A 26147-nucleotide genomic window follows, 5' to 3' on the forward strand; every position below is an offset into this window, starting at 1 on the left:
GACTTCACCTCTTCAGGTGAAGGATGTCCCGGGCGGCTGTGCGATCCCTCGAACGTACGCATAGCGGACCGCCTGGGCCCGGTCTCGGAGCCCCGCCTTGGCGAACAGGTTGTTGATGTGGCTCTTCACGGTGGCCTGCGAGATGTGGAGGCTGCGGGCGATCTCCGCGTTGGACATCCCCTCGGCGATCAGGACGAGCACCTCGGCCTCGCGGGGAGTCATCCCGTCGGGCAGTTCCGGCTCACCGCCGTGAGCACGCGGCAGCGGCCCCTCGGTGACCTGCTCCAGCAGACGGCGCTGGATGGCGGGCGAGAGCCCCGCTTCGCCCGAGAGCACGGCATGGACGGCCCGTACGATCTCGTCGCCGCCGGCGTCCTTCGTCAGATAGCCGCGGGCCCCCGCCCGAAGCGCCGGGAAGAGCGAATCGTCGTCGGCGAAGGTCGTCAGCACCACCACCTGCGTGCCAGGGAAGTCCCTGCGGATGCGGCGCGTCGCCTCCACCCCGTCACAGCGGGGCATCCTCAGGTCCATCAGGACGACGTCCGGTGCGTGCTCCGCGACGAGGGCGACGGCCTCCTCCCCGTCCTTCGCCGATCCGACCACCTCGATCCCGGGCAGCAGCCCCAGCAGCATGACGATTCCCTCACGCACCACCGACTGATCGTCGGCGACCACCACCCGCGCGGTCACGCGGGCACTCGCAGACTCACCACGAAGCCCTCCTCGCCGGGACCGGCCTCCAGGCTGCCTCCCAGCAGTTCGGCGCGCTCCCTCATCCCCAGCAGACCGTAGCCGGAGCCACTGACAGCGAGGGCTCCGCCGGCACCGGCCCCGCCCGAATCGCTCACCTCCAGGGCGACCGCGTCCGGCTGGTACCGCAGTCTGATGAGCACCCTGGCCCCCGGGGCGTGCTTGCGCACATTGGTGAGCGCCTCCTGCGCGACGCGCCGGACCGTCTGCGAGGCCTCGGCGGTCAGGGTCCGCCGCTCACCCTCCACTCGGACCTCGACCGGCTCGGCCCCCACCAGCTGCCGCAGGAACTCCTCCACGGGTGACACCTCACCGCGGAGGGCGGACAGCGCCTGCCGGGTCTCCGCGAGTCCTTCGCGGGCCATGGAGCGGGCCGCGACGACCCGTTCCAGGACCTGGTCCCGGAACTCCCCCGCAGGCTCCCTCTCGATCAGCAGCCGCGCCGCCTCGAGGTGCACCAGCTGCGCCGAGAGGCTGTGCGCGAGCACGTCGTGGATCTCCCGGGCGATGCGGGACCGCTCGTCCAGCGCCGCCGTCTCGGCTTCCGCCGCCCGGGCCGCCCGCTCCTGGGCCAGGAGTCGCTGCGCGCTTCCCCGGGCCTCGGCGTCCAGACGCAGCACGTACCCCGCGAGACAGAGCCCGCCCGCGGTCAAGGCCGTGGTCCTCCAGTCGTCGCTCCCCACCACGGCGTACGCTCCGAGCACCACGGCAGCGGCCGGAACACCGGCCGAGAGCGGCAGCCGCTCCAGCGCCGCGACCGCGCAGCCGCACCAGAGCACCACCGCCGGCACGTCGGCCCCGGCCCCCTGCGCGCCGGACGCCGCCAGCAGGAGCAGGGCCAGCAGCCCGAGCGAGGGCCCCAGGCGGTGCTCCAGGGTGGTCCGGAAGAACGCCACGGCGGCCGCCGCGCATCCGGCGACGCAGGCCAGACCGCCCACCGTCTCCCACGGGCCGAACAGGCCGCCCGTGAAGGTCCCCCAGAGCATCGCGGTGAGCAGCCCGGCCCTCACGCACCACCCGATCACGGCCCGTGCTCGGGTCCGCGTCTCCCGTGAGAGCGCCTCCCTCGAAGGCCAGCTCGTCCATGCGGCGGGAGTCACACACGGTCCTTCATAGGCCGGACCAGCGCGCCCCCGGCGGGACCGGGGCTCGTGTCCTCGGCGGGAGCGGGGCCGGTCCGCGCCATCCCTGCCACCCGGAGGGCCAGCGCACCGCTGCGCACCAGCAGGGTGACCGCGAGAGCCGCCATCAGGGCCTGGCCGCCCTGGTGTATGCCCAGGGCCGCGCCGAGGCCGTACAAAGCCGCTCGCAGGACCAGTCCTCCGGTCCAGACGCAGACGGTCGCCTTGGTGCCCTTGCTCCACAGCGTGCCGTCCTCCGCGTGCCAGAGCCGGGTCGTCCAGGCCCAGCCCGCGCCGGTGACCAGTCCCACGGCCAGTTCGGCGCCCAGGACGACGACGGACAGCGCCTGATGGTGCGGATCCATGAGTCCGGGCTCGCGCAGAGCCATGACGAGCAGCACGCCCGGCAGGACCCACCAGCGGCGGTCGCCCGAGATCCGCTGGGCCGAGCACTGGCGGACCACGACGACGGCGATGACCGCGATGATCACCAGGACATTGACAGGCCCGGACATGGGCGCCTCCGTGTTGCGGGGAGTTCGTTCACCCCGACGCTACGGAAACGGCCCGCTCAGCGGATCGGCTCACGGGTGGACCACGGGTGGAGCCGTGGTCTCCACCCCAGGGTGCAGACCACGGCTCGGTCCGGCGGGATGCCGGGACGGACGCGGGCTCAGACGTCGATGCGCGAGCGGTCCAGCGTGGCCGCCGAGCTGGTGATGAACTCCTTGCGGGGCGCCACTTCGTTGCCCATCAGGAGATCGAAGACCTTCTCCGACGATTCCAGGTCGCCGATGTTGATCCGCCGCAGCGTGCGATGGCGCGGATCCATCGTCGTCTCCGCCAGCTGGTCGGCGTCCATCTCCCCCAGACCCTTGTAACGCTGGATCGAGTCCTTGTACCGGACGTTCTTACGCTGGAGCTCCAGCAGCCGCTGGCGCAGCTCGTTGTCCGAGTACGTGTAGATGTACTTGTCCTGGCCCTTCTTCGGCTGGACCAGCTCGATCCTGTGCAGCGGGGGCACCGCGGCGAAGACCCTCCCCGCCTCGACCATCGGGCGCATGTACCGCTGGAAGAGCGTCAGCAGCAGGATGCGGATGTGGGCGCCGTCCACGTCGGCGTCCACCAGCAGCACGATCTTGCCGTAGCGGGCGGCGTCGATGTCGAAGGTCCGGCCGGACCCCGCTCCTATGACCTGGATGATCGCCCCGCACTCGGCGTTCTTCAGCATGTCCGAGACGGATGCCTTCTGAACGTTGAGGATCTTGCCGCGAATCGGCAGGAGCGCCTGGAACTCGCTGTTGCGTGCCAGCTTGGCGGTACCCAGCGCGGAGTCGCCCTCCACGATGAACAGCTCGCTGCGCTCCACGTCGTCGCTGCGGCAGTCGGCGAGCTTCGCCGGCAGCGAGGAGGACTCCAGAGCCGTCTTGCGGCGCTGCGCGTCCTTGTGCTGACGGGCGGCGATCCGTGTGCGGGCGGCTGCCACCGCCTTCTCCAGAACGGCCCTGGCCTGGGCCTTGGCGTCCCGCTTGGTGGAGGTCAGGAAAGCCTTGAGCTCCTTGGCCACGACGTTGGCGACGATCCGGTTGGCCGCTGAGGTGCCCAGCACCTCCTTGGTCTGGCCCTCGAACTGCGGCTCCGCCAGCCGGACGGTCACGACCGCGGTGAGGCCCTCCAGTGCGTCGTCCTTGACGATGTCGTCCTCGGCGACGCGGAGCATCTTCGCGGACCGGAGCACCTCGTTGACCGTCCTGGTCACAGAACGTTCGAAGCCGGATACGTGCGTGCCGCCCTTGGGGGTGGCGATGATGTTGACGAAGGACTTCAGGTTGGTGTCGTATCCCGTGCCCCAGCGCATGGCGATGTCGACGACCAGCTCCCGGGTGACCTCGGTCGCCGTCATGTGCCCGACCTCGTCGAGCACCGGGACGGTCTCCTTGAAGGTGCCCTGTCCGCTCAGGCGCAGGACGTCGCAGACCGCCTTGTCCTGGGCGAGGTACTCGCAGAACTCGCTGATGCCGCCGTCGTAGCGGAACGTCTCCTCCGACTTGCCCTCTCCGTCCAGGCCCCGCTCGTCGCGCACGACGATGGTGAGGCCGGGGACGAGGAAGGCGGTCTGGCGTGCCCGCTGGTACAGCGTCTCCAGGTTGAGCTTGGCGTCCTTCAGGAAGATCTGCCGGTCCGCCCAGTACCGCACCCTCGTGCCGGTGCGGGTCTTGGGCACACGCTTGCCCTTGAGCAGCCCGTTGGCCGGGTCGAAGGGGCTGTCGGGCCCCTGCTCGGTGAACATGCCCGGAACCCCGCGCCGGAAGCTGATCGAGTGGGTCGCGCCGTTGAGGTCGACCTCGACGTCGAGCCGGGCGGAAAGGGCGTTGACGACAGAGGCGCCGACCCCGTGCAGACCGCCGGAGGCTGCGTAGGCGCCGCCACCGAACTTGCCTCCGGCGTGCAGCTTGGTCATGACGACCTCGACGCCGGACAGGCCGGTCTTGGGCTCGATGTCGACCGGGATGCCCCGGCCGTTGTCCCTGACCTCGACGGAGGCGTCGTCGTGAAGGATGACCTCGATGTGATCGCAGTACCCGCCGAGGGCCTCGTCGACGGAGTTGTCGATGATCTCCCAGAGGCAGTGCATGAGGCCGCGGCTGTCGGTGGACCCGATGTACATGCCGGGGCGCTTGCGAACCGCTTCAAGCCCCTCGAGTACGAGCAGGTGCCGCGCGGTGTAGTTGGAACCGTCTCGGTCTGCTCCGGTCAGCAGCGCAGTGGACGGCACGGACGTATCGGCGGTCACGCGGTTCGCTCCTCGCTGAATTTCATTTGGGGCCCAGTGGGTCACGGGCTCGGCTTCGGTTGCCGCTGAGAGGGTACCGAGGCCTGGTAGAGCGGGTGTAACGCCACCCTCGGAGAACGCTCACACTAGTCCAGCCTCGCATACACGTTCGATCACTCCTTGGAGTGACATGCACATCACGTTCCCTTCGAGGCATGAACCATTTAGGCTCCGGGCACGTCCTCATGAACAACCGGCAAGCCAGCCGGCGGGACCGACCAAGACAAGCAACGCGAAACCGTAGCGCCACGCAATACGGCACATTCGCCGCGAACCGGCAACAGACAGCCATCCTGAGAAGAATTTTCGAAAAATGCCACGAGCGGGAACGTTTTCGGCCTGGTTGGATGTTGACCCTGGTACGACAGCTCGTCGAGCTAGAGAAGAGGCGACGTGACTACTGTTCTGACCCCCGCGAGCCCGCTGACCGCAGCAGACCGCTGTGACCGTTGCGGCGCCCAGGCCTACCTGCGCGTCGTACTGATCAGCGGCGGTGAACTGCTCTTCTGCGCCCACCACGGGCGCAAGTTCGAGCCGGAACTCAAGAAGATCGCCGCGGAAATACAGGATGAGACGGACCGGCTGACGGCTGTGCAGGCCCAGGCCGCCGAAGAGGAACAACACTGACACCTCGCATCCACGACGAGCCAGGGGCCGGTCCCGACCGGCCGACGGGCGGCTCCCCCACGCGGGGAGCCGCCCGTTCTCGTACCCGTTCCGCCCGTGCCGGTCAGGCGGCGCCCTCCATCCACGTGAGGGCGGCGGAGACCCGCGTGTAGACCCCCGGGCTGCCCGCCCGCCCGCACCCGCTCCCCCAGGACACGAGGCCCACAAGCCTTCCCTGGGCCACCAAGGGCCCTCCACTGTCCCCCTGGCAGGCGTCGTAGCCGCCCTGGGGTTCCCCGGCGCAGAGCATCGCGGAGGCGTCGTACGAGCCGTTGACGCCCGCCGGGTAGGCCTCCTCGCACGCGCTGTCCGGGAGCACGGTCACGTCGGCGGACCGGAGCGACGACGCGTAGTCACCGTTCCCGGTCGTATCGCCCCACCCGTAGACGACCGCCGCGGCTCCGGGCTCGTACGCCGGGTCACCCGCCCCGGCCATGGGAACGACGCTGCTGTCCGGCAGCGCCTCGGCGAGGGTGAGCACCGCGACGTCACCGCTGTTGGTGGCGGGATCGAAACCGGGGTTGACCCACGTGCCGCTCACGGCGATCTCCTTGCCCCCGGTGCCGTTCAGCTCGTCCCGGCCCGAGACGACCCGCAGATCGCGGACCTGGCCGACATCGACGCCCAGCGCCTCGGGGCTCAGACAGTGCGCGGCCGTCAGGGCCTTCTTCGGCCCCACCACCACGGCACCGCAGAACTGCCCGGCGCGGGTTCCACCGAACCGGTCACGGCTGGACAGCGCCACCACCCAGGGGCTGTCCTTGACGTGAGCGGGCCGGCCTCCGATGACGATGCTGTCCGCGACTGCCGAGGCGGGCGACGCGAGCGGTATCGCGGCCGTTGCGGCGGTGAGGGCGAGAGCCCCGGTCATGGCGCGGAAGACGGTACGGGACATACCTGCTCCTGACTCTGTGATGGACGATGCCCACTCAGAGTCGTTCCGCGGACCGCGACCCGCACCCGCACGTGGCCGCCGCACCCGGTGGTCGCACACAGACCGAGGGCCCGGATCCCCACAGGATGCCGTTGGTCGATTCCAACGGCACCCCGGGGACCCGGGCCCTCGGTCTGTGCGCCTCGGCCGGCCTAGTCGAGATAGTCGCGCAGGACCTGCGAGCGCGACGGGTGGCGCAGCTTCGACATCGTCTTGGACTCGATCTGACGGATGCGCTCGCGCGTCACGCCGTAGACCTTGCCGATCTCGTCCAGCGTCTTCGGCTGCCCGTCGGTGAGACCGAAGCGCATGGAGACCACGCCCGCCTCACGCTCGGACAGAGTGTCGAGGACCGAGTGCAGCTGCTCCTGGAGGAGCGTGAAGCTGACCGCGTCCGCCGGGACGACGGCCTCGGAGTCCTCGATCAGGTCACCGAACTCGCTGTCCCCGTCCTCACCCAGCGGGGTGTGGAGGGAGATGGGCTCGCGGCCGTACTTCTGGACCTCGATGACCTTCTCGGGGGTCATGTCGAGTTCCTTGGCCAGTTCCTCCGGGGTGGGCTCACGGCCCAGGTCCTGGAGCATCTGGCGCTGCACGCGCGCGAGCTTGTTGATGACCTCGACCATGTGCACCGGGATACGGATGGTGCGGGCCTGGTCGGCCATGGCGCGGGTGATCGCCTGCCGGATCCACCAGGTGGCGTACGTGGAGAACTTGTAGCCCTTGGTGTAGTCGAACTTCTCGACGGCACGGATCAGGCCGAGGTTGCCCTCCTGGATCAGGTCCAGGAAGAGCATGCCGCGACCGGTGTAGCGCTTCGCCAGCGAGACCACGAGACGGAGGTTGGCCTCCAGCAGGTGGTTCTTGGCGCGGCGGCCGTCCTCGGCGATGATCTCCAGCTCGCGCTTGAGCTTGGGAGCGAGCTTGTCGGCGTTCGCCAGCTTGTCCTCGGCGAACAGACCCGCCTCGATGCGCTTGGCGAGCTCGACCTCCTGCTCGGCGTTGAGGAGCGGGACCTTGCCGATCTGCTTCAGGTAGTCCTTGACCGGGTCGGCCGTGGCGCCGGCGACGGCGACCTGCTGAGCAGGTGCGTCGTCCTCGTCGTCGTCGGAGAGGACGAAGCCCTTGTTCTCGCCCTCGCCCTCCTCTTCCTCACCCTTGGCGGCCTTGACTTCCTCGGCCGCGTCGTCGCCGTCGAGGATCTCGTCGTCCTGCTTGCCGGCCTTCTTGGACGCGGTCTTCTTCGCCGCCGTCTTCTTCACGGCGGTCTTCTTGGCAGCCGTCTTCTTGGCTGCCGCCTTCTTCGCAGGTGCGGCCACGGCGGCGTCGTCGGCCACCGCGTCCACGGTCTCGGCCGACGGGGCGGCCGCCGCGACGGTCCGCGTCACGGTCGGCTTGGCCGCGACGGTCTTGGTGGCGGTGCGCTTGACCGGGCTCTTCGCTGCGACGCTGCTCTTGCGGGCGCGCTTCGACGGCTCCGCGGCACTGACCATCAGCGTCACACCCTCTTCCTCGAGGATCTGGTTGAGGCTGCGCAGAACGTTCTTCCACTGGGTTGGCGGAATCTGGTCAGCCTCGAAGGCCCGACGCACGTCATCGCCGGCGATCTGCCCATCAGCCTTTCCCCGCTCGATGAGCGCCATGACAGATTCGGACTCGGCGATCTCCGGCGGGAGCGTACGGGATGTGCTGGCCGACACGAACAACCTCTCGGAACGATGGAAACGGCTTCCGGCCCGGCCCTGAGAGGGCTGGAACCGACGACCGTCGGGCTGGGAATGTACCGACGGCGCGGGCTACGCCTTAGAACTGCACAGCACACTGAACGGCTGCTGTATTCCTTCCGTGGCGGTCACCTCTTAAGTCATCGCGCTGTTTCGAGGAGTGTTACGCCCAATCCGCGTGGCCCGAGTCACACCCCGTTTGGTCACGAACGAGACAAGCGTGACATCTCTCCACAATTGTGCCGCCGGACCATGGGGGTCCGACGACACATGGCCCGTACACCCTGACCGCGCGCCGCGGTCAGTGCTCGCGCGGCGCCGGCACCACTCGCTCCACCTGCACCACGAGCAGCTGGCGCATGGCCGTCTCCGCGCCCGCGGAGTCGCCGGTCGCAAGGGCGTCGACGATCCGGGCGTGGTGGCCGAGCGATGCCTCATTGGGCCGGTCGCAGCCGGTCACCGGGCCGCCGGAAACCTGAAGTGCGGCCGAAACGATGCCGGAGAGGTGCTCCAGCATGCGGTTGCCTGCGGCCTGGATGAGCAAGGAGTGGAACTCCGCGTCGGCGCGGGCGCAGGTGATCACGTCGCCCTGCCCGAGCGCGTGCCCCATGATCTCGACCATGTCCCCGAGCCGCTGCTGAAGATCGTCGCGCTTGTGACCGGCGGCCAGCCGGGCGGCCAGAGGTTCGATCGTCCACCGGAGCTCCGCCAGCTCGCGGCGCTGATCGTCACGCTGCGGGCCGAAAGCGCGCCATTCGATGATGTCGGGGTCGAGCAGATTCCAGTCACTGACCGGCCGGACCCGGGTACCCACATTGGGGCGGGCGCTGACCAGGCCCTTGGCCTCCAGCACGCGCAGGGATTCCCGGACGACGGTGCGGGAGACCTCGAATCGCTGGCCGATCTCCTCCGGAACGAGAGGCCGGTCGGCGCCGAGGTCACCTGAAACGATCATCTGACCGAGCTGCTGAACAAGTTGGCCGTGCAGGCCGCGGCCGCGGCTGGCCGAGCCGCGCCGGCCCACCCGGCCGAGTTCGGTATCGGGATCACCCCAGGACCGGGCGGCGGCACGTTCGCCGGCCGGCGCGTCCGCGTGGGGGTAACGGTCGAGTTCGCCCGGGCCGGCGAGGCCGGTGTCGGCAGCGCGGGCGGCGGTCATCATGGCGTGCGCAAGGGTACTCACGCATCCTTTTTCGGCGCGGCTCAGCCACCCCTTGAGGTCTTTGGTGAAAAGCACACGAAAGGGTGATCGGCACTCGCCTGCCAATTGACGCCTTACTGGCGCAAATCAGGCATTTCTCATGGAGTTGTGGATCTTTATGGGTTCGAATTCCCTTCGGCGATCACCAACGCACTCTGCCGCGAAGGCTCGTGAACAGATACGCGCAGACAAGGACGGACAACGACACGGTCAGCGCCGTTCCCACGGGATGTGCCACGACCCGCACCAGCGCCAGCACCCACCGGTCTGCCTCGTGCGGCCACCGCAGCCAGGACAGTTCCCTGAGCCGGCCCGGAAGTCCGCTCATCGACCGGGCGGTCGGAGCCTTCGGCATCGCCTGGATCAGCGGAACCATCAGCACCGGAACGGCGAGTACGGCCGCGACGCCCGCCGCCGTCACCCGGAAGATCCCGGCGGCCAGCAATCCGGCCCAGGCGCAGCCGACCACCAGGCCCGACCAACTCATGGCCAGCGGCACGGCGTTCGAAGGCACCCTGACCAAGTCACCCCCGTAGACGACGCGGAGGGACTCCGCCGAGGCCAGCACGACGAACAGCGCCAGGAACAGAGCGACGCCCGCCGACACGGCCAGCTTGGCGAGGAGCAGCCCGAGCCGCCGGGGAACGGTGCCGCGGCCGGCGGCGAGCGCGGGATAGCGGAACTCGTCGCCGAAGGAGAGGGCGCCGAGCAGTCCGGCTCCCAGGGCGGCGGGCGGCAAGGGCAGCAGCGAAGGCCAGGCGACCAGCACGTGCGGCAGCGGCGTACGGCCGTTGCGGGCGAGCAGGACGGACAGCACGGCGGAGGCGACGAGGGTGACGGCGATGATCAGAGTCGTGGTCCTGACGCCGAAGAGACGGCGCAGTTCATAGCGCACCGGACGCAGCGGCCCACGCGCCGGGCGCCGTCTGATGGGCGGCGGCAGCTGCGCCCCGCCGGAGTTCGCGGCCGGCCCGGAGGCGTCCTGGGCGTCCGCAGCGCCCCTTGCGGGGGAAGCGGCGCCGGTGTCCGCGGCATCACCGAGGAGGCCGTCGCCGGGGGCGCGGGAGGCTGGGCCCGTGTCCCCGACCTCGTCGGCGAGCTGATGAACCGGAATCCGATGGCGGAAAGCCGCGTCGCCGACCTCCGCACAGCTGCTGCCGTACACGGACAGCCGGCTGCTGCTCTCCTCGGCGACGACTTCGACGGAGCGCCGGGCTACGCGTGCCTCGCGGCTGACGACCGCGGCGAGGCGGGCGGCGTGCGGGGAGCGGACCGCGACGCGGGGACGCAGACGGGTGCGGGAGAAGTCCGCACCGTCCTGGTCGGCGACCAGACGGCCGGCGTGGATGGTCACCACACGGCCGGCCGACCGCGCGGCTTCCTTGGGGTCCTGGGTGGTGTAGAGGACCGTCCCGCCCCGGCCGGCATGGGACCTGAGCATTCCGTGCAGCCAGTCGGCCTCGCGGGCGGCGAGGCCTTCCGCGGGTTCGTCGAGGATGAGCGTGTGCGGGTCGGCGAGCAGCGCGGAGGCAAGGGCCAGCCTGCGGTCCATGCCCAGGGAGAGCGTGCCGATGCGCTGGTCCCCCAGCCCGGCGAGACCGACGGCGTCCAGCACCTCGTCGGCCCGGGACGCGGGCACTCCCTGTGCGGCGCAGAGCATGCGGAGCTGCCCGCGAGCGGTACGTGCGGGGTGCCCCGGTACGTCCCCGAGGACCACGCCCACCTCCCGGGCCGGGTGGGCCACGCGATGCAGCGGCCTGCCCCGGAAATACGTGATGCCACGCCCCGGCTCGAGTTCGAGCATCAGGCGCAGGGCCGAGGTCTTGCCCGAGCCCGGTGGGCCCAGGAGTGCGGTCACGCAGCCGGATCCCGCTTCGAACGTGAGGTCGTCCACGGCGGGCGGAAGTCCGCGGTGGCGGGCACTGGTGAGTCCGATGGCCTGGAGCATCGCTTCTCTCGCAGGAGGTGAGGCCGCTCGACGGCAGGCGGTACCGCAGCAAGATAACCCGACATATCAGACTTTTCACGCAAGGGCGGATCCACGGCGTTCCGATGCTTCGCCGTACGCGGGCTCGGCAGACCACACCGGGTCAGGCGGCGGGAGCCGGCCTCCGGCGTCCGCACGCCAAGGGATCAGACCTCGGGCCGCAGCATCGGCGGATTCAGCACGGTGGCCGAACCGGAGCGGAACAGCTGGGCGGGGCGGCCGCCCTGCCTGGTGGTCGTGCCCCCGGCGGGCACCAGGAAGCCGGGGGTGCCGGTCACCTTGCGATGGAAGTTCCTCGGATCGAGCACCACGCCCCACACCGCTTCGTACACCCGGCGCAGCTCCCCGACGGTGAAAGCGGGCGGGCAGAACGCGGTGGCCAGGGAGGAGTACTCGATCTTGGAGCGCGCCCGTTCCACCCCGTCGGCGAGGATCCGGGCGTGGTCGAAGGCCAACGGCGCCTGACGTTCGCCGTCGCGCCCGTAGCCCTCCTGCGCACCGAGCAGGTCCTCGACGGGCGCCCAGCGGGCACTGTTCGCGTCCCCACCCGCCCGGGGGGCGGGCAGGTCGGGGGCCAGCGCGAGATGAGCGACGCTGACGACCCGCATACGGGGATCGCGCGCGGGGTCCCCGTACGTGGCCAGCTGTTCCAGATGGGCGCCGTTGCCGACCGCCGGATTGGCCGGGTCGTGGGCACACAGCCCGGTCTCCTCGACGAGTTCGCGCGCCGCCGCGGCACCGAGATCCTCGTCGGCCCGGACGAAACCGCCGGGCAGAGCCCATCGTCCCTGGAACGGCATCTCGCCCCGGCGGACCACCAGCGCACAGAGCGCGTGACGGCGCACCGTGAGCACGACCAGGTCGACGGTGACAGCGAAGGGCGGGAAGGTCGACGGGTCGTAGGGCGGCATGCCGTGATCATAGTCGTCTGCCTGACGATAAACACTCCCTTCGCGAGGGTCTTCCTCGCTCACCGCCCGCGGCGGAACCGGCGGTGCGGTGCCGGAATCCGGCACCGCACCGGTCTCACCGCCCGGTCCTGGTCCCCCGCCTGCCCTGAACGCGCGGCCGTGCGGTGCGGCGCCGGCCGGGCGCCGAGCCGGGACGGCCGGATCCGGGCCTCGTCCGGCGCCGCGCGGTCGCCTGGGCGCGTACGGAACGGGCCCCCGCGACCCGTCCGGTACCGTGCCCGCGCCCCACCGTCCGTGCACCGCGCTCACCGCGCTCACCGCGCTCACCGCGCAGGCAGCGCCGGAGCGTCTCCGGATCGAGGCCCTGGTTGCAGGCCTCGTGCAGCAGCTGGGCGAAGGTGTATCCGGGATCCAGCCTCAGGGCGAGGCCCAGCGCGACCCTCGCCGCCGGTTCGTCACCCGTCGACCACGAGACCCAGCCCGCCAAGGTGAGCGGCGCCGCCGCATGCTCCTCGTACGGTGCGACGCAGCGGCGCGCCAGCGCCCGCCACAGTCTCAGCGCGGACTGCGCCTCGGGCCCTTCCATCCACTCCGCGGCCCGGTCCCTGGTCTCCCGGTCCTGCAGGCCGAGGATCAACGCGGCGGCCTCTTCGTCGCCGATCAGCCGGTCGTCGTTGAGGTCGGACATGGAGGGCGTTGCCGCAGGGGCCCTTCCGAGGCGCTTCATGAGCCGGCGGGCGAGCTCCAGGGTCGTGCCGCCGACCTCCTTGCGGCTCTCCTCGTCGAGCAGCTTCGGCACCAGCGCGGACCCCGCCGCGTCCAGAGCCCGTTCCTGCTCCCGGCCTTCCGTGCCGGGCCGGGGCACCAGCCTGGCCTCCATCTCGCGCAGCGATCCCCGTACCTGGATGCCGGCGTAGGCCGCGGCCGCGGCCATCACCGAGGTGCCCTGCATGGCCAGCGGGTTTCCCTCGGCGGGGCAGCAGCGGGCGTCGGGGCAGACGTAGGACCAGAACCTGTCGCCGGAGATGCAGAGGGCTTCGAGCACCGGCACGTCCAGCGCCCCGCAGGCCGTGCGCAGCCGCTGGGCGAAGGGCCGCAGCCGCTCCATGGTCTGCCGGCCCGATTCTCCCTCTGCCGGATCCTGGCAGAGGAAGACGACGATCGCGTCGGGCCGTCCGCCACGCCGCTCGCTCCCCTTGATCAGGCACTCGGCCAGCTGCTCGGCCACCGACGGCCACTCGTGCGCGGACTGCGGGATGCCGAGCCTCAGCCGTCCGCCGAAGCGGCCACGGCCGCCGTGCAGCGCGACCATGACCACGCTGTCGTTCGGATGGAACCCCATGAGATACGGGAGGGCGTCCGCCAGCTCGGCGGGCCCTCGCAAGGTGATCTGCTGGTCGTCGGACGGTCCGGTGGGTTCGTGGTGCTTGTTCATGGGATGACCGTCCCCCGACGGGACAGATTCCGCGACCCCCTGTGGATAACTTATCCACAGGGACCGCGTGGGCGTTCGCGGTTTGTCGTACCCCTCGGGTTGCATGGGGGTATGACCCACGCAGATCGTGCAGAGCTCAGGCCTCGGCCGATTCCGTACTGGCACGCCTCGTCGGGGACGCCTCCGGCGCTGCCCGGGTGTGCGAGGACCAGTGGCGGGCCATCGAGGCGCTCGTCGCCGACAAGCGCAGGGCGCTGGTCGTCCAGCGGACGACCGGCTGGGGACAGTCCGGCGCGTACTTCGTCGCCACCCCGCTGCTGCTTGCGCAGGGCAGCGGGCCGACGGTGATCGTCTCGCCGTTGCCGGCACTGCTGCGCAACCAGGTGGCGGTCCCGGCCCGGGCCGGGATCCGATAAGCGCAGGTCGCGAACGGACGCACACACCGGGGGGAGAGCTACCCGGCCGCCACACAGGAGAGCGTTGCGGACGACGGCCCGGGCGGCGCCCCGCCCGGTCGTCGTTCGCGTCCGGAGCGGCGGTCCGGCCTGGCGGTCAGAGGCGGGAGAGCTCGTCGACCAGGTCGTCCAGGCCCAGGGAGCCTTGGGAGAGGGCGGCCATGTGCCAGGCCTTCAGATCGAAGGCCTCGCCTCTGCGCTGCTCGGCCCTTTTCCGGCCGAGCAGCCAGGCCCGTTCCCCGAGCTTGTAGCCGATCGCCTGCCCCGGCATCGTCAGATAGCGGATGAGCTGGCTCTCCACGTAGTCCGCTGGGCGGCTGCTGTGCGCGCCGATGAACTCCTGAGCGAGGACGGGCGTCCACCGCTCACCCGGATGGAACGGGGAGTCGGCCGGGATCTTCAACTCCAGGTGCATGCCGATGTCGACGATCACCCGGACCGCCCGCATCATCTGCGCGTCCAGATAGCCGAGCCGTTCCTCGGTGTCCGGAAGGAAGCCGAGTTCGTCCATCAGACGCTCGGCGTAGAGGGCCCAGCCCTCGATGTTGGCGCTGACTATGCCGACGGTCGCCTGGTAGCGGGAGAGGTCTCCTGAGACGTGTATCCACTGGGCGAGCTGGAGATGGTGGCCGGGGACGCCCTCGTGATACCAGGTCGACACCAGGTCGTACACCGGGAAGCGGGTCTGCCCCATGGTCGGCAGCCAGGTGCGGCCGGGTCGGGAGAAGTCCTCGGAGGGAGGGGTGTAGTACGGGCCTCCGCCGCCTCCGGAAGGCGCGATGCGAGACTCCACGCGTTTCACCCGGTCGGCGAGTTCGAAGTGGGTGCCGTCGAGGGCGGTGATCGCCTGGTCCATCAGGCCCTGGAGCCAGTCGCAGACCTCTTTCTCGCCCTCGATGTGCCGGCCGTGCTCGCTCAGCCGGGCCAGGGCGGTCCAGGGAGTGACCGCTCCGGGGAGGACGCGTTCGGCCTCGGCGCGCATATCGGCGAGTAGACGGTGGAACTCTGACCAGCCGTAGGCGTACGCCTCGTCGAGGTCGAGGTCGGTGCCGTTGTAGTAACGGGCCCAGCGGGCGTAACGCTCGCGGCCGACGGTGTCCGGGGCGCCTTGGACGGCGGGTTCGTACTCCTCGCGGATCCAGTCGCGCAGTCCGGCGACGGCGGCGGTGGCGGCATGGGCCGCATGGTCCAGCTCTCCGCGCAGCGCTTCGGGACCGCCGGTCGTGAACTCCTCGAACCAGCCGCGCCCCCGGCCGTCGGTGTCGGCCCATGCGTCGAGCTGGCCGGCGAAGGTGGCGGTGGAGCGGGGGGCCGCGTACAGCTCGCGCTCCAGACCGAGAGCGAGGGACTCGCGGTACCCGGCCAGCGCCCGGGGTACGGCCCGCAGGCGCTCGACGACGGCCGCCCAGTCCTCCTCGGTCCGGGTCGGCATCGCCGTGAACGCGTCGCGGACGAAGTGGGGCGGCGTGGCCATATTGCCCACGGCTCGCAGGTGCTCGCCAGCCTCGTGAACCGCGAGTTCGGCAGTCAGGCGTTCGCGCAACAGGCGGGCGCAGCGGCGCTCGGTCCCGCTGTCGGCTCCGGGCACTCGCTCAGCCTCGGTAAGGCGCGCGAGGGTCTCCCGCGCGAGGGCGGCGAGAGCGTCCGCGCCGGCCGGCGAGGTGTCGGGCAGGCGGCTGGAGCTCTCAGGCACGCCAAGGAAAGTACCCGTGATCGGGTCGAGTTCGATGAGGGCGTCGACGTACGCGTCGGCGACTTGACGAGGAAGCGAGATGTCAATCTGCGTCATGCCGTCATCCTCCCGCAGAACCCCGGCGGTCGGTCGTCGAGAGACCATGAAGACCGATCGCCGAATGCCACCGCCTCGCAGGAGGAGCTGGTGGCATTGCGAGGGCCGCTGGAGACGGATCATGCTCGGGAGCGTCTGACGGTTCAGCGGACCCCTCTCAACCAGACGCCGTGGTGCGTCAGTTGACCGGCTCTGTAACGTGGTGAAGCTCCTGGTGAACGGCGTCACGATCAAGATCCACCGCGCCCTCGCGGCCTTCGCGGATCGCGCCCGGCAGCCAGCCCGATGCCAACGGGCTCCACAGGTGACGGCGCACTCCACGCGGGCACCGCGCGATGTATGACGGAGTGAGCGGTCGGGAGCTGGCCTGTCCGGGTTCGCCGTAGGTGCCGTCGCGGCCCACGGTGAAGAGGGCGGCGGGCACGGCGCCGGGACGAGACCGGCGTAGACGGCGGAGGTGGCCGACGCGTGGGAAGGTGTTGCCGTCGCCGGCCTCGATCAGGATGCGGGCTCAGGTCGTCGCATCGATTCCCGGCATCGACTCCGAAGGCTGCGCCCTATTCGCTGCTGAGAACTGGACTGAGGCTCTGGCAGTGGGCTCAAGGTGCGCCAGCACGCCGACGGGCGAAGCGGGACGGGTACGCAGCTGCCGGCGACCACCAGGCCGACGACCCCCACGGCTACGACGAGGGCAACCTTCCACCTGTGTTCACACGTCAACTCCCCCACGAGCAAGCCGACCAACGACAACGACTGTCCTGATCATGATGCTGGGACGCACAAAGCCATGGCGGCCGGACGGTGATGGTCGGGCTGGGTCATCTCGTAGAGCGTTCCAGGGTCTACGGGATTTCAGCCCACCCTCGGAGGCATACCCGCTCGCCGCTTCAGGACAGAACCAACCATCGTCGGCCGTCGAGAAGTTCTCGTGCCGCATCGAGGTGGCCGGCATGGCAGGCCGTCTCTGTGATGACATGCAGCAGAACGTCTCGAAGGGTGTGCAGGTGCGGCTCGCCGAAGAGACGGTGCGGCCACCAGGCCAGGGAAGCGCCTGCGGCGGTGGCATTGACGATGCCGTCTGCGAGTTCGGCCTCGATTCGATATCGGGTGAGCACCTCGGCGGCCTGGACCTCTGGCCCCACCTGCCATGCGTCGCCGCCGTCGCCGAGGGACTTGATGACGTCCTCTTCGCCGTTGACCACCGCGCGGAACCAGAACCGCTCGACGTCGAGGGCGAGATGCTGGACGAGGCCCAGGCAGTTCCACCCTGAGGGCAGAACGGGTTCGCGCAGGGCGTCCGTGTCGAGGCCGTCGAGTATGCCGAGAACGTGCCGGCGCTGACCGTGCAGGAACGACAGGAGGGCCCGGATCTCGGGGTCCGAGGCGGCGGTCACTGGGCGATTTCCCAGATGTGGCCGCCGGGATCGCGGAAGCTGGCGGTACGTATGCCCCAGGGCCGGTCCACGGGGCCGTTGAGCAACGTGACGCCACGGGCAGCCAGCTCCTTGCACATGGCGTCCACGTCGGCCACCGGCAGCGTGAGTTGGAGACGGGAGCCGGTGTCCGCCTGGGCGACCTGAGCCGGCGCGATGAGCTCGGGCGCTGCGGTGATCTTCAGCAGGTTGATGATGGTGTTACCGAACTCGAAGACGGCCGAGTTGTCGTTCTCGTAGGCCACCGGCAGTCCGAAGACCTCCCGATAGAACCGCTTCGTGGCGTCGAGATCCTCCGTGAAGAGGGTGATCGCGCTGATGCCCGTGGGCCATGAGGCAGTGCTAACCATGTCTGTCACAGCTACAAAGGATCTACGAGCGGAAGAGCCACGTACAGATGTCGGGTCGAGCGGCTTCATGCGACAAGGACTTCGATGAGCCAGCGAGGTTGAAACCACTGGCGGCTCAGAGCCCCAGCCATCTTCGCTCGGCGTACAGCCGGCGGTTACGGAACGCCTCCAGCGCCCTACCCATCGACGCCGCCAGAGCAGCACCCGAGCGGCGGCCACCTTCATGCCGTCCCATGTCTCAGTGGCAAGTGGTAGAGCCCTGCACGACGGGTCGAACGCACCCCCGGCACCTGTCCGACCGCCTGGGTGGGCGTGCCGACCCGTCCGTGGAGGCGCGACGATGACATGTGGGCACTGCTGGCACAGCCGCCTGGTAGTCCGCGGTCAGCACCTCGACGGCGGCCACCTCCTTGCGGTGAGAGACCGCCTTACGCGGCCCGGCCGGTCGCACCGCCTCCCTCGGCAGCTGCCCCTCACCCGTCACGGCGAGCGTTTCCGTCCCACCCACGCATCCAGGACCGTCCGGCACGAGGGCAACATCCTCTTGTCGAGCCCGTCGAGTACGGACCCGGGCCGACCTGCTCCTGCGATTCTTTGCCGAACTCCTGTCGGACTCTCCGGGCCAGTTGGCTGGCACCCGCTCGCTCCAGCCGATGGTGCGACGCCGTCGACCTCCGCCGTGACGACTGTTCAACGCCCGAGCATGGCACCGCCATTGCTGTTCAGGAACTCACCCGTGATGTAGCGGGCCTCTGGCGAGGCCAGGAACGCAACTGCGGCCGCGATGTCGTCCGGCTCTCCTACCTCTCCGACAAGGGTCTGAGCTTGCCGTCTGGCGATCTCCTTCTCGTCAACGGGCTCGCCGAAGAACTCGGTGCCTGCGACGAAGCCGGGCACCACGACATTGGCCGTCACCCCATGCGGCCCCAACTGCTGTGCCAGCGTGTGGTTCCAAGCCAACAGGGCCGCCTTCATCGCGCCGTAGGCGCCGTTTCCCCGCAAGGCGGCGAGGGAACTGAGGGTGACGACCCTCCCGCCGGGGCGGGTCAGGCGTGGCAGAAGCGCCTCGGTGAGCAGGACTGCCGGCAAGACATTGGCATCGAAGTCCCGTCGCCACCGCTCGGCGACCTCCTTCAGGCCGCCGTCCCGCACGGGGGCGCCGCGACTGCCCGCATTGTTCACCAGGACATCGACACGTTCGGGGAGTTCACCCAGCTTCTCCTCAACGTCTTCGGGTACAGAAAGGTCGACCGTGACGACCTTCACCGGATGCGTGCCTGCGATCACCCGGGCCGCGGCGCGGAGGACATCAGCTCGTCTTCCCAGGATGGTCACCCTGTCGCCCTGCCCGGCGAATTTCGCGGCGATGGCGCGACCGATCCCGGTGCCACCGCCGCTGATCACTACCGAACGATCTGACGCGCCCATGAGTCCCCTCACCCCTGCCGCCCACGCAGCATCATGGCAGGAGTATCCGCCACCCTCCCCACGTCCGCCCCCGATGGACCACCGCACTCACATCGGTTCGAAAACTCTCACGGCCCTTGGAGTCCGGCGGCCATGGGACAGCAACTACGCATAGCGGGAGTGGAGTTCAGGTCCCTCCCGAGCGGTGGACCGGACACCGGCGAACAGGGGACGTCTCACGGCTCGTCCGTGTACTGATCCGCACAATAGTGGAATCCCTTCGCTATAGTGGAGAAATGAGTGGCGGCGGCATTTTCTCCAGCGGCCTGTCCATTGCCGAGCTGGGGTCCAGGATCCGTGGCGAGCGACGGGCTCGAAACATCAGCCTCGAACGGCTCGCCGAACTGAGCGGCGTGAGCCAGAGCATGGTGTCCGAGGTGGAACGCGGCGCGAAGACGCCGAGCGTCCTGGTTCTCGACCGCCTGGCGACCGCACTGGGCACCTCCATCGCCCGTCTGCTGGACGAACCGGTGCGTCCGGGCGTCGTGGTTCTGGCCGGTGACCGGCAACGGGTGGTACGGGACCCAGCGGGGTGGGAGCGGCGGACGCTTTCCCCCGTTCTGCCGGACATCGAGTTCGAGTTCATGCGCACCACCCTGGAACCGGGCGTCAACGCAGGAGAGTTCTCGCCACACACGCCGGGATCGCATGAGTACGTGGCAGTGGAACAAGGGCGTCTGCGGCTGACCATCGACGGCGTCACCCACCGGCTCCAGAGCGGGGACGCAGCCTACTTCCCCGGTAACCGCCGACACGCCTTCGCCAACGACTTCACCGAAGCGTGCGTGTACTACCTGGCTATGACACTGGCCCCGGCAGGCCAGGTCCACCGCCTGTCGGGAGGGCACGATGCATGACCTGCGGGCAGCAGCCCGTTCGGCAGCGGACCTCGCAGCCGAACACCTGGCGGGCGTGTCCAGGGGGCCCGTGTGGCGGCCGGTGTCCGAGGCGGACCGCACGTGGCTCACCCGCCAGTCACTGCCCACCGGCGGCCGCCCGCTGGCGGACCTGTTGGACGACGTGCGCGACCGGATCCTGCCGTACCCCATGGGCAACGGGCATCCGCGGTTCTTCGGCTGGGTCAACTCCCCGCCTTCCCCCGCCGGCGTCCTGGTGGCCCCCCTGGCCGCGGCCATGAACCCCAGCTGTGCGGGCGGAGACCACACTGGCGTTCTACTGGAGCGCACCGCCGTGCGGTGGCTGGCGGAGCTGGTGGGATTCCCCCACCCCCCGGGGGCCGGGCTACTGACCAGCGGGGCCTCCATGGCCACCATCACGGCACTGGCTGCGGCCCGCCACCGGGCATTCCGCGACCAGGGCCACGACGTGCGCGAGACCGGCCTGTACGGGCATCGCCCGATGTCGCTCTACGTGTCCGCCGAGGCGCACAGCTGTCTGCGCAAAGCGGCAGAGCTTCTCGGCCTGGGAACCCAGTACCTCCGCACCGTCCCGGTCGACTCGGCTTTCCGCATGGACACCGGCGAGCTGCGCCGTCTGATCGCGGCTGACCAGCGAGCCGGGGTGCGGCCGTTCTTCGTCGCCGCCAGCGCGGGAACGGTCAATACCGGAGCCGTCGATCCCCTGGACGACATCGCCGCGATCGCTCTCGAACACCGACTGTGGTTCCACGTCGACGGCGCCTACGGCGCGCTCGGCATCCTCGCCGCCGACGCCGCCCCCGGCTATGCCGGACTCGAAAGGGCGGACTCTCTGGCTCTGGACCCGCACAAGTGGCTTGGCGTCCCCGTTGATGCCGGCTGCATCCTCTTCCGCGAAGCGGCCGGCCCGCGCGACGCCTTCAGTCTGGTTCCCCCCTACCTGCGCGACGAGGGGGCCGGAGAGCTGGGCTGGTTCTCCGAGTACGGCACCGAACAGACCCGCCCGTTCCGGGCGCTGCGCGTATGGGCCACCCTCGCTCACCTCGGCCGGGACGGCATCGTTCACCTGGTACAGCACACCACTGGGCTCGCACGCACGCTCGCCGAGTTGATCGAAGCTTGCGACGACTTCGAGCTGCTCGCCCCCGTGGTCACTTCCATCACCACGTTCCGCCACTGCCCTCCGGGCGTCGACACAGACCGCACGGAAGCACTGAACGCGGCGATCCCGGCCGCCGTGCAACGCCGTGGGCACGCCTTCCTCACCGGCACGCGGATCTCGGGCGCCGCGGCCCTGCGCGCCTGCGTCCTCCACCCAGGCACCACGAAGGATGACCTGACCGTCCTGCTCGACGAAATCCGAGCCGCGGCGCGGGAGGTGACCACATGAGTCCTCAGTACCTGGTCGTCGACCTCGGTGGCGTGCTGTTCCGCTTCGACCACGCCCACCGCCTGCAATGCCTGGCCGATGTCTTCGCGCTCCCCGCAGATCGAATCGACGAGCTGCTGTGGCGGTCCGGGTTCGGCGCCGACTGCGATTCGGGCAAACGTGTACCCCGCGACCGGATGAGCTGGGGCTTCCACCGATCTGCGGCCCGGCGCTACCCGGGGTCGCCTCAACTGCCTGCCTGGCCACGGCGGGGGCCCGCAGCGTGCTCCTCCCGAGCGTGAAGGCCAAAGCCATAGCCAAAGCCCGGCTCTCCGCAACAGCAATCTTCGGGAACCGAAACGGCTATCCGGCGAGCGCCAAGACGAGGGGCAGTACTTGGTCTGCGCCGGCCTGGCGCAGGAGGCGTGCGCCCACCGCGAGGGTCCAGCCGGAGTCGGTGTAGTCGTCGACGAGCAGGACCGGGCCGGGGGCGGCGGTCAGGGCGGTGGCAACTGCGTCGGGCACCGTGAACGAGTCCGCCAGTGCGCGTAGCCGCTGGGCGGAGTTGCTGCGGTGCGCGGTGTGTTCGTCGGCTTGTGGGGTGTAGGCGAGGCTGCCCAGGAGGGGGAGGCGGCCGACCCTGGCCACTCCCTCGGCCAGTGAGCCGACCAGCTGAGGGCGTGTGCGGGACGGCATGGCCACGATGCCGACGGGCCGGGACACCGCGTCAGGAGTACCGCTGGCCCAGCCGCCCGGTGAACGGGCCCAGTCCGCCAGCACCGTCACCACAGCGTTCAGCACGTCGTCCGGGACGGGCCCGTCCGCCGCTGGCGCGGAAAGGAGCGGTCGCAGCCGGTTGCCCCAACCGATGTCCGACAACCTTCCCAGCGCCCGCCCCGTCAGCGCCTGCTGACCTGCGGGGATGCGGCCCTTGAGGTCCATGCCGACCGCGGCGAGGCCGGTCGGCCACATCTTGCGGGGCTCGACCTCGACGCCCGGCCGGTCCAGCTCGCCCGTCGCCGCCGCGAGAGCCGAGGACGAGACGGCGGGATCGAGCCAGGGTCCGGCGCAGTTGTCGCAGCGACCGCACGGGACCGCCTTCTCGTCGTCCAGCTGCCGTTGCAGGAACTCCATGCGGCAGTGGGGGGTCGCCACGTAGTCCCGCATGGCCTGCTGCTCCGCGGCCCGCTGCTTCGCGACCCAGGCGTACCGCTCCGCGTCATACGCCCACGGCTGCCCTGTGGCAGTCCAGCCGCCCTTCACACGCTTGACCGCCCCGTCCACGTCCAAAACCTTCAGCATCGACTCCAGACGCGAACGCCGAAGATCCACCAGAGGCTCCAGCGCCGGCAGCGACAACGGACGCCCCGCGCTCTCAAGCACATCCAGAGTGCGCCGCACCTGCTCCTCGGGCGGGAAGCCCACCGAAGCGAAGTAGGCCCAGATCGCCTCGTCCTCACGCCCCGGCAGCAGCAAGACATCCGCATGATCCACTCCACGCCCCGCGCGCCCCACCTGCTGGTAATAGGCGATCGGCGACGAAGGCGAGCCAAGGTGGACCACAAAGCCCAGGTCCGGCTTGTCGAAGCCCATGCCGAGCGCGGACGTGGCAACCAGGGCCTTGACCCGGTTCGCCAGCAGATCCTCCTCCGCCTGCAACCGGTCGGCATTCTCCGTCTTCCCCGTATAGGAAGCCACCGGAAACCCACGCTGCCGCAGGAACGCGGCAACCTCTTCAGCCGCCGCCACCGTCAGTGTGTAAATGATCCCCGAGCCCGGCAGATCCCCAAGCCGCTCCCCCAGCCACGCAAGCCGATGCGCCGCATTCGGCAGCTCCAGCACCCCCAGGCGAAGACTTTCCCGGTCCAGCGGCCCCCGCAACACCAGAGCGTCCTTGCCGCCGGTACCCAGCTGCTCCGCCACATCCGCAGTCACGCGGGCATTGGCGGTAGCTGTCGTGGCGAGCACGGGAACGCCCGCCGGCAGCTCCGCCAGCATGGTGCGCAGCCGCCGGTAGTCGGGCCGGAAATCATGGCCCCAGTCGGAAATGCAGTGCGCTTCGTCGACCACCAGAAGCCCGGTCGTCGCCGCCAGCTTCGGAAGCACCTGATCACGAAAGTCCACGGAATTGAGACGCTCCGGGCTCACGAGGAGAACGTCGGTCTCCCCGCGCTCCACCTCCCCATAGATCGTCTCCCACTCCTCCGGATTAGCCGAATTGATCGTGCGCGCCTGGATTCCTGCACGCGCCGCCGCCTCAACCTGGTTGCGCATCAACGCCAACAGCGGCGAAATGATCACCGTCGGGCCGGCCCCACGCCGACGCAGCAGAGCAGTGGCCACGAAGTAGACCGCCGACTTCCCCCACCCGGTGCGCTGCACGACCAGCGCCCGACGACGCTCCTCGACCAGGGCCGCCACGGCCTGCCACTGGTCCTCTCGCAGCCGCGCCGACCCCGCGGGGGCGCCGACCAGCTCAGCGAGAACGGTATCGGCTTCAGTGCGCAGTTCCAGAATGTCCATACCCCTATGCAACCCGATAGCGCCGACAATCCACGACTTCACCCTGCGTGGCCACGCGCTCACAGACGGTCCACAGGCCCCAGGCCGATCAGCGATGGCCGAAACCGGCCTTCCCACCCCGACTGCCACGTTTACGCAGATCAGGGCGCTGACGTCGCGGAGCAGCTGGGGACCGGTTCCGGTACGGACGCGCTCGTTCTGCGCGCTCCGCTGGACCGGGAGAGCCTGAGCCTCGGTGTCCTGCAACTGCCCCATGCCGCACGCCCGCCGGCCTGGCTCGGCGACCACTTCAAGGAGCTGCCCGGCTCGGGGATCATCTACCCCCTGACGGTCGCGGCGGCCGTGGAGGTCACCGCATACCTCCGCCCGTGCGGCCCCATCGTCGCCTCATACACCGGCCACCGAGAACGCCGACCGTGAGCAGGCCGAGGACGATCTGCTCGCCAACCGCGGCAAGGCGCTCGTGGCCGCCTCCGCGCCGGGCAGGGGTCGCGGTGGCGGCCCGGCTCCTGCGGCGGGCCGGGGCGACCGGCGTGTTTCCGCTGGTCCTCGCGGTTCGGGCGTGACGGATGGCGTCATCCGGTGCCCGGGCGGGCAGGGATATCCGTGTCATACCGGCTGATTACCGTCAGCCGCGCCAATTGCTCGTTGCCGCCTGCCGATACGCCAGGGAGAATTGGACTCGCTCCCCGCACGGTCTTTTCGCGGGCCCGGAAGGGCTGTGCCGCGGCGCGCCCTCACCCGACCCTGCCCGCATCGTGGGCGCGTATGCGAAGGGAGGACCGTGACCTTCGGATTCGCACCGTCCGCAGCCACTTCGATGTCGCCGGCCGCCGACTCCGCCAACCGCCTTGCCAGGATGCTCGAACCGGCCGAGTGGGCAGCGGCGGGCATACCCCTGCTGCGCAGCCCGCGCGAGGTGGTCAGCGGCCTGCACGCAAGGCACCGGCCGACCGCGCAGACCGCGGTCGTCGCCGTGCTCGACCACGAGGAACGCCTGACGGCCAGCGCCTCGTTCGCCCGTCGTTCGGTGACGGCGGACGGCTGGGAATTCCGTAACGCCCTGCTGGCGCACCTGCGTCGGGTGATCCCGCACGATCTCCGCCGCCGCACGCCCGTCCGTACCGCGGTACTGCTCTACTGCCGCGAGGGGGACGAGCGTTGGACGGAGGAGGACGGGGCCTGGATGTGGGGGCTGCGGGACGCCTGCACGCTGCACGGGCTGCGGTGCGGCGCGTACATCACACTGACCCGCGGCGGCTGGCAGGTGCTGGGAGAGGGACGCGGCGGCCGTCGCCCCCATTCCATGTCGGAGCCGTCCTCGCTCGCCGACACCGTTCTGGACCAGGATCCCGGCCCGCTGCGGACGGGCGGGGGCGCGGTGCAGGCGTTGCACCGCACCGCGGCTCGCTGACCCGGGCGGTGTGACCCGGCCGCCCTCAGGGGCAGCCGGGTCACCGGAGCGGTCCGGACGCACCGTCAATTCCGCCCGGGTCCGTCCGGACGCCCGCAACGAACGCACCGTCAGTCCGCCGGACCGGTCAGCCGCGCCGAGCCCGGCGTCACCACGCTCTGGCGTCAGACACCCGCACCGAGCACGGGATCAACCCCACTCAGCCCCGGACACCCGGACCGAGCACGGGCTCAACCCCGCTCGGGCTCAGACGCCCGCGCCGAGTACGGCGTCGACACGCTGCGGATCGCCGCAGACGATCAGCAGGGCTCCGGCACGACGCTGCGCCGCCGACAGCGCACGCGCGGCGGTGTCGTCGTCGCCACCGTTGACCGCGACGATCACCACCGGCCGTGACGTCAGCCGGTCCGCCGCCGCCGTGCCGGCGAAGAACACGTCGTCGCCCGCTTCGTGCTGGGCCCAGTAGGCGGCCTCGCCGAAGGAGAGCTCGTGCGTCGCCCACGGGTGCTGCTCGCCGGTGGTGAGCACCAGGATGTCGCCGGGTGCGCGGCCGGCGTCGAGCAGCAGGTCCACCGCCTCGTCGGCGGCGTCGAGCGCACCGTCGGCCGCGGCGGGGATCACCTGGAGCTGGGGTGCGGAACGATTCTCCGGCCGGGCCGCCTGGGGCTGGCCGGAGACGGGGTGCGGGCGCGGCGCCGGGGGCGCGGGCCTCGCGGGGCCGGGACCCGGACGACCGGGGCGCGGTGTGGCCGCGGAACGCGGGCCGGGTACGGGACGAGGGGTCGACGCGGTACGGCCGGTGGCCGGTGTGACGCGGGGACCCTGGGCGCTCTCGTGAATCTGAGGCTCCTCGGGGATGAGAGGCATGGGTGGTTGTCTATCAAACGCCGCTGCGCGAGGCATCGGC

At 70.2% G+C, this 26147-nt stretch carries 21 protein-coding genes and 2 pseudogenes; 7 read left to right on the plus strand and 16 right to left on the minus strand.

What is annotated here, in order from left to right:
* Positions 1-12: 12 nt before the first annotated feature.
* From E6R60_RS19360 to E6R60_RS19375, 4 genes are all read right to left on the minus strand, one after another.
* Entirely contained in the window at positions 13-690 is a 678-nt protein-coding gene (locus E6R60_RS19360) for a response regulator transcription factor (protein WP_136327847.1), read from the minus strand.
* A complete protein-coding gene (locus tag E6R60_RS19365; protein WP_136327848.1) occupies positions 687-1850 on the minus strand; it encodes a histidine kinase in 1164 nt (387 codons plus the stop codon). The genes E6R60_RS19360 and E6R60_RS19365 overlap by 4 nt, the downstream gene beginning before the upstream one ends.
* The gene (locus tag E6R60_RS19370; protein WP_136327849.1) at positions 1847-2386 is read right to left on the minus strand and encodes a DUF1453 family protein; all 540 of its coding nucleotides are present in this window, start codon (positions 2384-2386) and stop codon (positions 1847-1849) included. Before E6R60_RS19370 ends, E6R60_RS19365 begins: the two co-directional genes overlap by 4 nt.
* Before the next feature lie 158 nt (positions 2387-2544).
* Positions 2545-4665: a DNA topoisomerase IV subunit B gene (locus E6R60_RS19375; protein ID WP_136327850.1), complete on the minus strand. Its 2121-nt coding sequence runs from the start codon at positions 4663-4665 to the stop codon at positions 2545-2547.
* A gap of 432 nt (positions 4666-5097) precedes the next feature.
* Between E6R60_RS19375 and E6R60_RS19380 the strand changes: the two genes are divergently transcribed.
* Positions 5098-5331: a hypothetical protein gene (locus tag E6R60_RS19380; RefSeq protein WP_024489001.1), complete on the plus strand. Its 234-nt coding sequence runs from the start codon at positions 5098-5100 to the stop codon at positions 5329-5331.
* A gap of 103 nt (positions 5332-5434) precedes the next feature.
* Here the strand turns inward: E6R60_RS19380 and E6R60_RS19385 are convergent, their stop codons facing one another.
* The 6 genes from E6R60_RS19385 to E6R60_RS19410 all read right to left on the minus strand — a co-directional run bounded on the left by E6R60_RS19385 (position 5435) and on the right by E6R60_RS19410 (position 13562).
* A complete protein-coding gene (locus E6R60_RS19385; RefSeq protein WP_136327851.1) occupies positions 5435-6265 on the minus strand; it encodes a serine protease in 831 nt (276 codons plus the stop codon).
* Between the two features lie 191 nt (positions 6266-6456).
* Positions 6457-8004, minus strand: a complete 1548-nt coding sequence (locus tag E6R60_RS19390) for an RNA polymerase sigma factor (protein ID WP_136327852.1) — start codon at positions 8002-8004, stop codon at positions 6457-6459.
* A 325-nt stretch (positions 8005-8329) separates the two neighbouring features.
* A complete protein-coding gene (locus tag E6R60_RS19395; protein WP_276613990.1) occupies positions 8330-9190 on the minus strand; it encodes a FadR/GntR family transcriptional regulator in 861 nt (286 codons plus the stop codon).
* 181 nt (positions 9191-9371) lie between these two features.
* Entirely contained in the window at positions 9372-11177 is a 1806-nt protein-coding gene (locus E6R60_RS19400; protein ID WP_136327853.1) for an ABC transporter ATP-binding protein, read from the minus strand.
* 185 nt (positions 11178-11362) lie between these two features.
* Positions 11363-12127, minus strand: a complete 765-nt coding sequence (locus E6R60_RS19405; protein WP_136327854.1) for an NUDIX domain-containing protein — start codon at positions 12125-12127, stop codon at positions 11363-11365.
* A gap of 115 nt (positions 12128-12242) precedes the next feature.
* Positions 12243-13562, minus strand: a complete 1320-nt coding sequence (locus tag E6R60_RS19410) for a DUF4192 domain-containing protein (protein WP_136327855.1) — start codon at positions 13560-13562, stop codon at positions 12243-12245.
* A gap of 111 nt (positions 13563-13673) precedes the next feature.
* On the opposite strand from E6R60_RS19410, the pseudogene E6R60_RS19415 reads away from it, so the two are divergent.
* A pseudogene (locus E6R60_RS19415) lies at positions 13674-13972 on the plus strand (recombinase RecQ); the annotation flags it as partial.
* Positions 13973-14114: 142 nt separating this feature from the next.
* Here the strand turns inward: E6R60_RS19415 and E6R60_RS19420 are convergent.
* From E6R60_RS19420 to E6R60_RS19435, 4 genes are all read right to left on the minus strand, one after another.
* Positions 14115-15806 carry a DUF885 domain-containing protein gene (locus E6R60_RS19420; protein ID WP_136327856.1) on the minus strand — a complete coding sequence of 564 codons (1692 nt, stop codon included), beginning with the start codon at positions 15804-15806 and terminating at the stop codon, positions 14115-14117.
* A gap of 887 nt (positions 15807-16693) precedes the next feature.
* Positions 16694-17200 carry a DinB family protein gene (locus E6R60_RS19425; protein WP_136327857.1) on the minus strand — a complete coding sequence of 169 codons (507 nt, stop codon included), beginning with the start codon at positions 17198-17200 and terminating at the stop codon, positions 16694-16696.
* On the minus strand, positions 17197-17589 hold the full coding sequence (locus E6R60_RS19430; protein ID WP_136327930.1) for a VOC family protein: 393 nt from the start codon (positions 17587-17589) through the stop codon (positions 17197-17199). Before E6R60_RS19430 ends, E6R60_RS19425 begins: the two co-directional genes overlap by 4 nt.
* Before the next feature lie 690 nt (positions 17590-18279).
* Entirely contained in the window at positions 18280-19017 is a 738-nt protein-coding gene (locus tag E6R60_RS19435; RefSeq protein WP_136327858.1) for an SDR family oxidoreductase, read from the minus strand.
* Between the two features lie 275 nt (positions 19018-19292).
* Between E6R60_RS19435 and E6R60_RS19440 the strand changes: the two genes are divergently transcribed.
* From E6R60_RS19440 to E6R60_RS19450, 3 genes are read left to right on the plus strand one after another with little or no spacing between them, the layout of a single operon-like run.
* Entirely contained in the window at positions 19293-19913 is a 621-nt protein-coding gene (locus E6R60_RS19440; protein ID WP_206309458.1) for an XRE family transcriptional regulator, read from the plus strand.
* Positions 19906-21324, plus strand: coding sequence for a pyridoxal-dependent decarboxylase (locus E6R60_RS19445; RefSeq protein WP_136327859.1), 1419 nt, complete (start codon positions 19906-19908; stop codon positions 21322-21324). The genes E6R60_RS19440 and E6R60_RS19445 overlap by 8 nt, the downstream gene beginning before the upstream one ends.
* Positions 21321-21605: a hypothetical protein gene (locus E6R60_RS19450; protein ID WP_136327860.1), complete on the plus strand. Its 285-nt coding sequence runs from the start codon at positions 21321-21323 to the stop codon at positions 21603-21605. Before E6R60_RS19445 ends, E6R60_RS19450 begins: the two co-directional genes overlap by 4 nt.
* Positions 21606-21666: 61 nt before the next feature.
* Here the strand turns inward: E6R60_RS19450 and E6R60_RS19455 are convergent, their stop codons facing one another.
* Positions 21667-23826, minus strand: coding sequence for a RecQ family ATP-dependent DNA helicase (locus tag E6R60_RS19455; protein ID WP_136327861.1), 2160 nt, complete (start codon positions 23824-23826; stop codon positions 21667-21669).
* A 147-nt stretch (positions 23827-23973) separates the two neighbouring features.
* Between E6R60_RS19455 and E6R60_RS19460 the strand changes: the two are divergent.
* Together E6R60_RS19460 and E6R60_RS19465 are read left to right on the plus strand one after the other, a co-directional pair.
* Positions 23974-24316 (plus strand): annotated as a pseudogene (locus tag E6R60_RS19460) (recombinase RecQ); the annotation flags it as partial.
* A 294-nt stretch (positions 24317-24610) separates the two neighbouring features.
* Positions 24611-25240: a hypothetical protein gene (locus E6R60_RS19465; RefSeq protein WP_136327862.1), complete on the plus strand. Its 630-nt coding sequence runs from the start codon at positions 24611-24613 to the stop codon at positions 25238-25240.
* 246 nt (positions 25241-25486) lie between these two features.
* On the opposite strand, the gene E6R60_RS19470 is transcribed toward E6R60_RS19465, so the two are convergent.
* Positions 25487-26107: a hypothetical protein gene (locus E6R60_RS19470; protein ID WP_136327863.1), complete on the minus strand. Its 621-nt coding sequence runs from the start codon at positions 26105-26107 to the stop codon at positions 25487-25489.
* Positions 26108-26147 lie beyond the last annotated feature (40 nt).

The organism is Streptomyces sp. A0642, assembly GCF_004795105.1.
In the GTDB taxonomy this organism is placed as follows: domain Bacteria; phylum Actinomycetota; class Actinomycetes; order Streptomycetales; family Streptomycetaceae; genus Streptomyces.